Origin of the sequence: Lysinibacillus sp. FJAT-14745 (assembly GCF_001275675.1) — a bacterium.
Lineage (GTDB): Bacteria > Bacillota > Bacilli > Bacillales_A > Planococcaceae > Lysinibacillus.
In genome coordinates this window covers 132,388-143,961 of the sequence record NZ_LITM01000009.1, presented here as the reverse complement: position 1 = coordinate 143,961, position 11,574 = coordinate 132,388, and the positions used below count along the sequence as shown (strand labels likewise).

The 11,574-nt window shown below is 37.0% G+C and carries 11 protein-coding genes; 8 read left to right on the top strand and 3 right to left on the bottom strand.

What is annotated here, in order from left to right; translation table 11 throughout:
* Positions 1-128: 128 nt before the first annotated feature.
* From AMS59_RS15920 to AMS59_RS15910, 3 genes are all read left to right on the top strand, one after another.
* Positions 129-776: a helix-hairpin-helix domain-containing protein gene (locus tag AMS59_RS15920; RefSeq protein WP_053484727.1), complete on the top strand. Its 648-nt coding sequence runs from the start codon at positions 129-131 to the stop codon at positions 774-776.
* 115 nt (positions 777-891) lie between these two features.
* Positions 892-1,461 carry a ComE operon protein 2 gene (locus AMS59_RS15915; RefSeq protein ID WP_053484726.1) on the top strand — a complete coding sequence of 190 codons (570 nt, stop codon included), beginning with the start codon at positions 892-894 and terminating at the stop codon, positions 1,459-1,461.
* 107 nt (positions 1,462-1,568) lie between these two features.
* Entirely contained in the window at positions 1,569-3,749 is a 2,181-nt protein-coding gene (locus AMS59_RS15910) for a DNA internalization-related competence protein ComEC/Rec2 (RefSeq protein ID WP_234007823.1), read from the top strand.
* Positions 3,750-3,780: 31 nt separating this feature from the next.
* On the opposite strand, the gene AMS59_RS24405 is transcribed toward AMS59_RS15910, so the two are convergent.
* Entirely contained in the window at positions 3,781-3,918 is a 138-nt protein-coding gene (locus tag AMS59_RS24405) for a YqzM family protein (protein WP_082337542.1), read from the bottom strand.
* Between the two features lie 164 nt (positions 3,919-4,082).
* Here AMS59_RS24405 and holA point away from each other — a divergent pair, with 164 nt between their 5' ends.
* Positions 4,083-5,093, top strand: coding sequence for a DNA polymerase III subunit delta (gene holA / locus AMS59_RS15905; RefSeq protein WP_053484724.1), 1,011 nt, complete (start codon positions 4,083-4,085; stop codon positions 5,091-5,093).
* A 172-nt stretch (positions 5,094-5,265) separates the two neighbouring features.
* Here the strand turns inward: holA and rpsT are convergent, their stop codons facing one another.
* Positions 5,266-5,514, bottom strand: a complete 249-nt coding sequence (gene rpsT / locus AMS59_RS15900) for a 30S ribosomal protein S20 (protein ID WP_053484723.1) — start codon at positions 5,512-5,514, stop codon at positions 5,266-5,268.
* 162 nt (positions 5,515-5,676) lie between these two features.
* Here rpsT and gpr point away from each other — a divergent pair, with 162 nt between their 5' ends.
* The 3 genes from gpr to AMS59_RS15885 all read left to right on the top strand — a co-directional run bounded on the left by gpr (position 5,677) and on the right by AMS59_RS15885 (position 10,183).
* Entirely contained in the window at positions 5,677-6,693 is a 1,017-nt protein-coding gene (gene gpr, locus AMS59_RS15895) for a GPR endopeptidase (protein ID WP_053484722.1), read from the top strand.
* A gap of 52 nt (positions 6,694-6,745) precedes the next feature.
* The gene (spoIIP, locus tag AMS59_RS15890; protein WP_234007822.1) at positions 6,746-7,636 is read left to right on the top strand and encodes a stage II sporulation protein P; all 891 of its coding nucleotides are present in this window, start codon (positions 6,746-6,748) and stop codon (positions 7,634-7,636) included.
* A gap of 645 nt (positions 7,637-8,281) precedes the next feature.
* Positions 8,282-10,183, top strand: coding sequence for an acyltransferase family protein (locus AMS59_RS15885; protein ID WP_053484720.1), 1,902 nt, complete (start codon positions 8,282-8,284; stop codon positions 10,181-10,183).
* A 261-nt stretch (positions 10,184-10,444) separates the two neighbouring features.
* Here AMS59_RS15885 and AMS59_RS24400 read toward each other — a convergent pair whose 3' ends face one another.
* Positions 10,445-10,789, bottom strand: a complete 345-nt coding sequence (locus tag AMS59_RS24400) for a tyrosine-type recombinase/integrase (RefSeq protein WP_082337541.1) — start codon at positions 10,787-10,789, stop codon at positions 10,445-10,447.
* Positions 10,790-10,911: 122 nt separating this feature from the next.
* On the opposite strand from AMS59_RS24400, the gene AMS59_RS15880 reads away from it, so the two are divergent.
* A complete protein-coding gene (locus tag AMS59_RS15880; protein ID WP_053484719.1) occupies positions 10,912-11,541 on the top strand; it encodes a hypothetical protein in 630 nt (209 codons plus the stop codon).
* Positions 11,542-11,574: the final 33 nt, after the last annotated feature.

Below are 11,574 nucleotides of genomic sequence, written 5' to 3'. Positions count from 1 at the left end.
TAAGCAAAGGGCAGGGATGCCTTCGTTTTTGTCTTAATAGATAAATTATCTTTTCAACGCATGAATGATATTGTATGATGAAATAGACTCCATATGATTACCTTTTGCAAAGGAAAGGATGTTATTTGATGATCCAATCTTTTTGGCAAAAGTACAAAAAAAGTATGTTGATCCCCGGCATACTGGTTATCAGTGGACTTAGTTACTTCTTTTTTTCGAGTTCTGACTCTTCACCTCCCCAAGAAGAGCTCATCGAAACAATCCAACCTATTGAACAACATGAAATGAAAGAATCTGTTGATGAAGCGGTCATACAGCAGGTATTTGTTGATATAAAGGGTGCTGTTATGTATCCAGGTGTCTATGAGCTACAGACTGACCAGCGAATTATAGATGCGGTAAAGCTTGCAGGTGGCTATACGCAGGATGCTGATACGCAATTCATTAATCATGCGCAAAAAGTTGAGGATGAGATGGTTATTTACATTCCTATAAAGGGTGAAAAGCCTGAAGAAATGACCTCTAATATCTTGACGATGCCTACTAGCGGAACATCACAAAGTAACAATGGTATGAAAGATCAAAAGGTCAATTTAAATAAAGCAGATGAAGCAGCACTTACGACATTATCAGGTATTGGTCCATCAAAGGCTCAAAGCATTATTTCGTATCGTGAGGAGAATGGTGGCTTTAAAACAATTGAGGACTTAAAAAAAGTGAGTGGTATTGGCGAAAAAACGTTTGAGAAGCTGAAGGATTTCATCACAGTTAAATAATGACAGTAAGTTTTGAGATATTGACGATTCTTTTCAAAAAGGGCTACACTATAGTATAAAAAGACTGTTGCAATAAACGGACAGCTAATTAATGTAAATTTATGGAGGTAGTCGTATGGAGCGAATTACTTGGGATCAATTTTTCATGGCGCAAAGCCATTTACTCGCATTACGTAGTACATGTACAAGGCTTGCAGTAGGAGCGACTGTCGTTAGAGATAAGCGAATTATTGCAGGTGGCTATAACGGCTCAATTACAGGTGATGAACATTGTATTGAAAATGGTTGCTATGTTGTTGATAACCATTGTGTGCGCACAGTGCATGCTGAAATGAATGCACTATTACAATGTGCTAAATATGGGACGCCTACAAAAGGTGCAGACTTATATGTTACACATTTCCCATGTCTACCATGTACAAAATCTATTATTCAAGCAGGTATTGAACGTGTGTATTACGCAACGGATTATAAAAATAACCCTTATGCACAAGAATTATTTGAAAAAGCAGGTGTAGAGGTGGTACACGTTCCGTTTGATGAGCGTAAAATCGACTCCTTAAGCGACGAAAAATTAGCTTTGTACATAGATATGCTAAATGAGCTTCGTGAGAGTGGTATGCCTGCAGAAAAATTGCTCCCATATGAACAGAAGGTGAGTGCATTATTTGGCAAAAAGCTTTAAAGCATAAATGGATTTACGTAGCACTAGCTGTACTTGTTGCTGCAATAGCGGCACACAAGTCAGCTTGGCTACTCGCTATTCTTCCGCTTTTCGCGTTATGGCTTGAATTGAAAGGTGAAACACGTTTAATTTCAGCGCTTGTTATCGTCAGTGGATTTCTTTCCTATTTCTTCATCATTACATTTCAATTGACGGAATCTCCCCCTCTACCGTCAACATTTCAAATAACTTGGTCGAGTGAATATAAAATAAATGGTCAAAAGCTTAGAGGCTTTGTCAAAACGGAAACAGGTGAGAAGCTGTATGTCGTCTATACATTTTCATCAGAAGAAGAGAAAAGCTTTTATGAAACCACTTCATTGACAGGTAGGACCTATCAAGTTCAAGGAGAACTTATAGCACCTCCTACACCCGCACATTCGTATGCGTTTTCTATGGAAAAATATTTGATCAGTAAAGGGGCTAGAGGAATATTTGAAGTTTCAAGCTGGACCTTTATTGAAGAGAAAAAATCTATTCGTTCGTTTCTTGCTAAACAGAGACACTCTATGAAAAAACATATTGAAACAACATTCCCGGAGTCACTAGTTGCAGAGGCACAAGCACTGCTAATAGGATTACAGGATCAAGTCGATCATGAGCTTCAAAGAGCCTATCAAAAGCTTGGCATCACCCATATATTTGCTATCTCTGGTCTGCATGTGGCACTTATCTCATGGTTGTTTTTTGAAGGCCTTCTACGTATAGGCGTACGGAAGGAAATGGCGACCTTAGTGTTACTCATCATCTTACCTATCTATGGGGTGATAGCTGGTGGTGCTCCTTCCGTATGGCGCGCTGTATCTGTCGTAGAATTAATCATGTTGATGCGTTACGCTAGGTGGCGCATATCTATTGATGATGCTCTAGCCATTAGCTTTATTTGCTTTGTCCTACTTGAACCAGGTGTCATATATCAGATTGGCTTTCAATTGTCATATTTAGCAACGGCTAGTCTCGTCTATTCAGGTGTCATTTTAAGACTATCCACGAACTGGTTAATCCGTTCATTTTTAGTTACATTTGTGTGCCAGCTTCTTGTTTATCCAATACTGCTCCATCATTTTTATGAAATTTCTATTTCTTCCTTTTTAGCAAATATAATTTTCGTACCACTGTTTTCCTTTGTTATTTTGCCTTTTAATATTGCCATGTTTGTCATAACGATTATATCGATGCCAGTAGCCAAAGCTTTATTTGATGTGTACGAGCCGCTCCGCGTTTGGCTTACAAAGTTTATTTTATATCTTCAGGAATTGCCGTTTCAGCTGTGGTCGCCAGGGAAGCCTGCTATATGGCTTATTTGCGTGGCTTTGATAAGTGTCTTAGCGGGTTTCTATTTTATCGAAATAAAACAATATGGTAAATTTGCAGTTGTTATGTTCATTCCTGCATTGTGTATTCATTTATCGCCGATGTTGTTTAACGAAACGAAGCTGACATTTTTAAACGTTGGTCAGGGTGATTGTACAGTTATTGAATTACCGTTTAGAAGGGCTGTGTATGTTATTGATTCAGGTGGCTTACTACGCTTTGAGCAGGATGTATGGAAGACGCCAGACAGCCCATATGAGGTCGGGAGACAAGTTGTTGTACCGTTTTTGAAAGGAAAAGGAATACGAGACATTGATATTTTTATCGCCACTCATGCGGATGCCGATCACGTAGAGGGCGCTGAAGAGATTTTGCAAGAGATTAACATGCATGAAATTCATCTCACTCCTGGATCAATGGACAAGCCTGTAATGCGGGATTTATTGATGGAAGCCAAAAAGCAAAAAGTTCCTGTGAAAGAAAAAATGCAGGGAACAGCGTGGCGTATAGGAAAAACTAGTTTTCATTATTTATGGCCCCGTGACACTCTTTATGAGGGGAATGATGATTCAATCGTTTTATATATGCAACAGGGATCATTTCGAGCATTGTTAACGGGTGACTTAGAGGAGCATGGTGAACAGGAGCTTATACATCTATACAACAAGCAATTAGCGGATATGACATTGTTGAAGGCTGGACATCATGGCAGTAAAACATCAAGTATTGAGCCTTTTGTAGAGCTGTTACGGCCTGAATTAACCATTTTCAGCGCTGGGCTCAATAATCGCTATCGTCATCCGCATGATGAGGTTGTGGAGCGTTTTACAAGTCGGAATTTATCTATTTTAACAACTGGAATAGATGGGACGATTGAAGTAAGAATTCGTGAAAATAGTTGGTCTATGCAAAAGGAAAAAGAACTTGTCCAATGAGCAAGGTCTTTTCCTCGTACATTACATTTAATTATCTAGATGCTACTTCTACTACTATTGCGATGATAAACATAACTGCAAACATTCCGAATGATACACCGAAGCCAACTCCAGAATCGATTGCATCGTTACGGCGACATTGTATGTTTTTTCCTTCAAATGGATTCATTGTTATCCCTCCAATTCTGTTATTAATTATAAGACATCGTTTTCATAAAAGCTATATCGAAACGGAGAATTTACCATATGGCAAAGAATCGACACAATTCGATCAAAGTCACAAAGGAATTCAAATCATGTATACTAGTAGTATTGCTAGATGGAGGGAAAATTATGATTTCAACGGTTTGGAATACAATTAAAAAAGGAGAGCTCTCACCAGTTTATTTACTAGTGGGTGAGGAAGGCTATTTTATAGATGAAACAGTTAAACGCTTAAAAGAAGCGATAGGACCCGAAGAAGAGATAGAGATGTCAACATTTGATTTGGAAGAAGTGCCAGTGGATGTCGTTATGGATGAAGCAGATACAATTCCTTTTTTCTCTGAGCGCAAGCTGATCATTGCCAAAAACGCATCCTTTTTAAAGGCAACCGAAAAAGGCAAAGAAAAAATTGACCATGATATAAAACGCTTAGAAGCATGGCTTGCAAACCCTTCTGATTTTTCAGTAACAGTTTTTATCGCACCTTATGAGAAGTTGGATGAACGTAAAAAGGTGACAAAAATGATGAAAGAGCATGCGTTATTAGTCCAAGCTGAAACACCAAAGGAGCAGGACTTAGCTGTGTGGATACAAAGTATAGTCAAAGCAGAGGGCAACAGCATAACACAAAATGCGATTGAGCAGCTTGTCGCAATGGTGGGACCGAATATGCTACAGTTGCAAATGGAAGTTGAGAAGCTAACGCTTTATGTAGGAGATGGTGGTGAAATAACAGCTACGCTAGTCGAGGATTTAGTGGCAAAAACGTTAGAGCAGGATGCCTTTAAAATGTTAAATGCTTACTTTGCGAATGATTCTGTAGGAGCATTGTCTATTTATCACGATTTACTACGACAAAAGCAAGAGCCTATCATGCTTGTTGGATTGCTTGCATCAAATGTGCGTACGATGTCCAATGTATTTTATTTATTAAAAAAGGGCTATCATCCACAGCAAATCGCAAAAAATTTAAAAATACATCCTTATCGTGTCAAGTTGATGGTAGAGCAGCGTAATCGTCCATCAGAGGAAAGCTTATTGAAGGCTTTATATCAGTTAGCAGAGGTCGATTTACAACTGAAATCAACAGGAGGCAATCGAGAGCGTTATTTAGAACTCTTTTTATTGCGCCAATTTTAAGAGTATAGCGATAAGAAAGCATCTATTTATGAGCTGTCCGATGCAATATGGGCAGCTCTTTAAAATAAGTACAATAGTGGGAAAATGAAGTTCCGACAAGGTGTCATTGTTTTTCTTATAAATTAAAAAGATCAGCACACTCCTAATAGAGTATACTGATCCTTTATAACAATTACGCTTTTTTAGCAAGGCGAGACTTTTTACGAGCCGCCGCGTTTTTGTGGATAAGTCCTTTTGAAGCTGCTTTATCTAAAGATTTGTAAGCTGCTTGTAAAAGTTCTTGTGCGTTTTCAGCTTTAGCAGCAACAGCGTTTTCAGCTTTTTTCACTGTAGTACGCATTGCAGATTTAGCTTGAGAGTTAGCAGCGTTAGCTTTTTCGTTAACTTTTACGCGTTTAATCGCAGATTTAATGTTTGGCATATGTTTCACCTCCTAAAATAGGTACGAGATGATATCTTCTCATTGATTTCTTGTGTCAATACAACAAAAATCATTTTAACAAACGCTTGGACAAATTGCAATAGATAAATGCAAAGAATATTTACTTGACAGTTTGAACAAACTACAGTTGAGGTGAACTGTATGCAAAATTTTAATTGGCAACGTACGGATTTAATTGATGAGTCTGAAGAGGTTGTTTTACATCAAACGAAAGAACAAAAAGAAACGCTTAAAGAGTCGAGTGGGATTCAAATTGAAGATCGGACTGCTGGTCGGGTAAAAATCACTGATGTGCTCGTTAATGAAGAAGGTGAGAAGCAAATTGGTAAGAAGAAAGGGCAATACATTACACTTTCTGTGCCTACTTTGACGTTAGAAGATCAGGATGGATTTGACCAGCTTGAGAAAGAATTGCTGATGAATTTTCAAAAAATGCATGAATCCATGTCATGGAAAGAAGATGACAAAATTTTAATTATTGGTCTAGGTAATCGTACAATTACGCCAGATGCTATAGGACCATATCTTATTGATCATTTGCATAGTTTAGATGTAATTGATGAAAAATTCGTTATGTATGCGCCAGGAGTAACGGGGCAAACAGGATATGAAACTGGTGAATTTGTAGCGGCGTTGGCAGAGCGTCTTAAGCCTAAATTAATTATTGTTGTAGACGCACTTGCAACAAGAGCCAGTAATCGCTTATGTAAAACAATTCAATTAACGGATACAGGGATACATCCTGGTTCAGGCGTTGGAAATCAACGTAAGGAAATTTCATATGAGATGCTGGGTATTCCTGTTACTGCAATTGGTATCCCAACAGTAGTTGATGCACCTGTATTAATTGCGGATGCTGTAGAGGTAATGCTACGTTCTATAGCTGCACGAGTGTCAGAGCGGAGTAAACCATCTTCAAAATTGTCATTATCGTCTTGGCAACCAGATATAAATAAAGAACTAGATATGTCTTTAGTAAAGCCGATTTTTGGTGAGTGGGCTACGTGGTCTAAAGAAGAGCGTCAGCAACTATTTGCAGAGACTTTCGCAGGTTCGCATACACAGCTGATGGTCACGCCAAAGGAAGCTGATTATTGGGTAGATAAGTATGCAAAATTCGTGTCATCTATGCTTATGAAATGGGCAACTAATCTATAATTTTTTTCGTTCTAAAAGGTACACCCCCTCCATACGATAAGGGGAGGAGGGTGTGACTTTGCTAAAAAAACTACAGTGGTCATTTGGTTTATTATTGTTCTTTTTCGTATTACCTGTCATTGCTGGGCAACTTCCGTTCAACAAGCAAGCATCGACTCCGATTAAAGAACCAGAGGATAAACAAGTCGTGTTTGCCGCTACTAATTTACCTGAACAAAGTGCACTGGAGCAGACAAAAGAGCAGACGCAAGATCAAACACAAGATCAGCCAAAAGAGCAAATGCAAGAGCAAACGCAAGATCAAACAAAAGATCCATTTAAAGTCTTGTTATTATTTACGCATTCACAAGAATCATATCAACCAATAGTGAAAGCTGTTAGCGGGAAAGCGGCCTATTATGATGAAAAAACAAATATTTATAATTTAAAAGATACTATTTCTAAGCATTTTAGCATGAATGGTATACAAACGGATATTTTAGATGTTGATGTTATGAAGGAACTCAAACTTAAGGGAAAAAGTTTTCCGAATTCTTATAACTTTGTACGTCCTTATTTAGCAAAACGTTTACAGGAGCAATCCTATGATTTAGTGATTGATTTTCATCGAGATTCTTCCAAGAGAGATGCGACAACCTTAACACATAACAACGAGTCATACGCACGGATTGCAATTGTCATTGGTGCAGAGCATAAGAATTATAGATGGAATACTGCTTATGCAGAAAGTCTATCTGCTGCTATGAATGAAATGGTTCCAAAGATTTCTAGAGGTGTTATATCTAAAAGTGGTGACAATGTAGATGGACGTTATAATCAAGATTTAACAAAAGAAATGATCTTAATCGAACTAGGTGGAATAGACAATACAAAAGAAGAATTGAATCGTACAATTGCTGTAATAGGAAAAGCTATTGCAAAATCCTTCAATACAGGAAAATAAGAATAATCAGCGTCTTCTAATTAATTCAAGTGGATAGAAATAGTGAATCAACATACCTGCTAGATTAAAATACAATAATATTGGAATTGGTGAAAAGCTGGACTTTTTATATCCTCCTTTTTGCCAATTTTTTTTTTTTTTTTAAGGGGGTTGCACTTAATATTTTTGGACAAAGTATGGAAATTGGATGATTGTTAGCCAAAAATACCAGGAATTTTTTTTGGGGAAAATAGTTGTAAAGCCTTTTAATTATTCATTTCTTGTCTTATAATTTTTTGAGTCAAACACATAAGATGTGACTATGAGTTGTAAAAGTTTTGTAGCGGCATATGCAATAGGCGAAATACGCTTTCAAAGCATCTACCATTTTGGAGATGCTTTTTTGATGGATAAAATATGAAAAAGATTCACCTTTATTTTAAAGGATGAAGGGAAACATACATATGAGAAGTTATTTTTTCGAGTTGTTTATGTGATCAAAAGAATATTTAAAGATATCATTTTTATGTAAACTTTTATTTATACTCATCCGTCATTTATATAAGTGAATGCACCGAATCATTAGTTAAAAGGGGACGATAATTGGTTTTATACTAAAGTTTACACAAAGGTTTGTAGATTATCGGAAGAAGAGGAAGGAATATTATGTCAGGCAAGGCAGTCAATCATAATCGTCGTTATATCCCTGGATTAGATGGGATTCGAGCTTTAGCAGTACTAGCTGTGATAGCTTATCATTTTAACTTCAAATGGGCCAGTGGTGGGTTCCTAGGAGTTGATATCTTTTTTGTTTTATCAGGTTACTTAATAACCTCTACTATTTTGCCTTCAAATGGAAATAAGTTAACGGTAGGGCTAGGGAAATTTTGGATTGGGCGGTTTCGACGCCTAGTACCTGCTGCGTACGTTATGATCATTACTTCATTCGCGTGGGCAACCTTATTTCATAAGGAACTTCTTAATACATTGCGCGGAGATGCAATATCCTCTATTTTTTATTCAAGTAATTGGTGGTTCATTTTTCATAAACTCTCTTATTTTGATAGTTTTGGATCCCCTTCACCTATAAAAAATTTATGGTCTTTAGCGATTGAGGAACAATTTTATCTTATTTGGCCAATTCTGTTAATGCTAGGGCTTTATATTGTTAAAAAACAGAGTAAATTAGCCATTTTTATCTTTATCGGTGCATTATGTTCAGCTGTGTTAATGGGCATACTGTATGAGCCAGGAGCTGATCCTAGCCGTATATATTACGGGACAGATACACGTTCCTTTGAATTACTTATAGGCTGCTGGCTAGCGCTCGTTTGGCCGATGAAAAGATTATCTTCTCAAAAACTATCTACTGACCATGTCAATAAACTAAATGCTATAAGTTTGATAGCTTTTAGTATTTTCATTGTAAGTATTATTTTTGTCGATGAATATCAAACTTTCTTATATAGAGGAGGCATGTTCCTTTTCTGTTTGAATGCAGCGATATTAATAGCGTGTGTATGCCATCCAATTAGCATTTTAGGAAAATTACTTTCTTTGAAGCCTCTACGTTGGATTGGTTCAAGATCATATGGAATTTATCTATGGCATTACCCAATCATGGTGTTAGGTACTCCTGTCCAGGAGATAGGTAATCCTGTATACTGGCGTGTTGCTTTACAGCTAGTTCTTATTTTGATTATTGCTGAATTATCGTATCGTTTTATCGAAATGCCAATACGTAAGGAAGGGTTCGCCTCCTATTATCGACAGTATTTTGTATTTAATAAAAATAGATGGGGCAGCTTTTCGTTTGCTAGAAAAATTTCTACTGTGCTTGTTCCTCTATTCCTTCTAGTATTTCTTACTGGAATGACAGGCGTTGTAGGAGAAGAACAAAAACAATCAAATGAATCTAAGCCAACAGAAATTAAAATAAATGCTGGAGAACAATCTAAGCATAATGATTCCGTAGCGGAAAAAGAAACATCAGAAAGCGATTCATCGAATGTTCAGAATGAAGAAGCTGACACTAGCACGCAATCGGACGTAGAAGAACCTAAGCAAGGAGAACATGCTACTACTGCTAACTCTATAAATGAATCCTATAATGGAATATTAGCTATTGGAGATTCTTTAACGATAGATATTGCTACAAGCTTACATAATATCTATCCGAACATTACAATCGATGCAAAGATTGGTCGCCAAGTTTCACAAGCTGTAAAACTAGCACCAAATTACGCTAGTTATAATCAGCCAAATAAAGCAGTTATTATTCAGCTTGGCACAAATGGTTTCTTTACGAGTGATCAAATTGATGCACTACTTGAATCTTTCTCCAATGCCGATATTTATTTAGTGAATACTCGAGTACCGCGTCCATGGGAAAGTAAAGTAAATTATTCATTACAACAAAAAGCTCAAGAGCATGATAATATTACATTGATTGATTGGCATTCAGCTGCTATCAACCATCCAGAATTTTTTGCTCCAGACGGCGTACATTTAGAACAAAAAGGTGTTAATTCGTTAACAAAGCTTATTCAACAAACAATAAACATATAATTTAGTAATGAGATAACCAGCGTGCACCATGTCTAGGTGTAGCTGGTTATTTTTTGTTAAGAATAGAGGTAAAATCTTTAGCATTCTTTCTCGTTTTCACATTGATTCGCAGAGGAAATGGTACACTATTTAGAATAACCATTGATTTAACAGCATTTATGCCGTTCTATTGTTGTGGTTTGTATAAGGTTCATAGTATAATTCATACTAGTTTGAAGTTTCAAGAATCCCCTTTGTATCAAGGGCTCAGAGCGTTTGGGACTAGTTGTTAGCCCCAAAATTTGCCCGACTTGCCAATAAGCTTTGACTAAACAATGTTACAGACTGCTCCTCTAATTCCTTCAATACATGGCCGTAAATCTTATAGATCATGTCTACGGTGTTTCCTAAACGTTTAGCGATTTCTTTTACGTTTTGTCCCTCATTTAATAAAATGGTTGCATGGGTATGCCTTAAACCATGAATTGTAAAATTGTTGAATCCAGTTCTTGTTTTTAATTTATTGAAATGGTAAAGTACATTGCTATTAGAAATAGAATAGCCTGTATATTCATTGATAAATACATAAGTTTCATTTTTAAGTTTGTGGCTGTTTTTAAAGAGTATTTGTTTTCACCATTTTTTTCTAAACTCTCAGGAAGTCCGTTCAGAAGATTTATCAACCACTAAACAACGAAGTATGGTTGACCGCTTAAAAGCAAGAGAACAACGAATGAAAGGGTGATAGCATGCTAACAGACAGCCAATTTTGGGCGTACTTACATGCAGAACAAGAATTAGAAGAAATCGAACGAGTATATCAAGCGGAGCGACAGGAAGCTTATGGAGGTATTGCTCCAACGATAACAGGTTTCGATTATGGTAGCGGACGCATTTACAAATTGGCGTGTCATGTTGAAGAGTATGCTATTTATCTGGTGGAGCTTTATGAAAAACGAAATCAACGCATGGAAAAAGTGAAAAAACGAATTGAAGTATTAGAAGAAGCAGTTTCCCTTCTCTATGATGACGAGCGAGCACAATATGAGACTTGGAAAGCAAATCCTGTTGATTTATACCCTGATGTATTAAAAACGCTGAGAGAGTGTGTGAGCTTTGTTTTAGAACGTGACCAAATAAAAGAAGAGGCTTACGAATTGTCGGTGACTGAATGGGATGCACAGATAGAAGCAATGGATGAGGATGAGTTATTTTCGGATTATGGGGATCGTGACGGTTCATTCGATAATGAAATCAAGAAACGACAGGAGAAAGAAAAGCAGTATGGACGGGTTGATTTATCTGAAAGAGCGTTACAGAACTATGCTGATAAGTTTATAGTAAAAGACCGCTTCCATAAGGCAGCCTCTTGTTATTAGTATTTTAGGTACTATACATGTTCCGTGAGTAAC

Bases quoted from the DNA above. Each gene is read 5' to 3' on its own strand.
- holA (WP_053484724.1), top strand. From the start codon at position 4,083: ATGATTTCAACGGTTTGGAATACAATTAAAAAAGGAGAGCTCTCACCA.
- gpr (WP_053484722.1), top strand. From the start codon at position 5,677: ATGCAAAATTTTAATTGGCAACGTACGGATTTAATTGATGAGTCTGAA.
- AMS59_RS15880 (WP_053484719.1), top strand. From the start codon at position 10,912: ATGCTAACAGACAGCCAATTTTGGGCGTACTTACATGCAGAACAAGAA.
- AMS59_RS15920 (WP_053484727.1), top strand. From the start codon at position 129: ATGATCCAATCTTTTTGGCAAAAGTACAAAAAAAGTATGTTGATCCCC.
- rpsT (WP_053484723.1), bottom strand. From the start codon at position 5,514: ATGCCAAACATTAAATCTGCGATTAAACGCGTAAAAGTTAACGAAAAA.
- AMS59_RS24405 (WP_082337542.1), bottom strand. From the start codon at position 3,918: ATGAATCCATTTGAAGGAAAAAACATACAATGTCGCCGTAACGATGCA.
- AMS59_RS15885 (WP_053484720.1), top strand. From the start codon at position 8,282: ATGTCAGGCAAGGCAGTCAATCATAATCGTCGTTATATCCCTGGATTA.
- AMS59_RS15915 (WP_053484726.1), top strand. From the start codon at position 892: ATGGAGCGAATTACTTGGGATCAATTTTTCATGGCGCAAAGCCATTTA.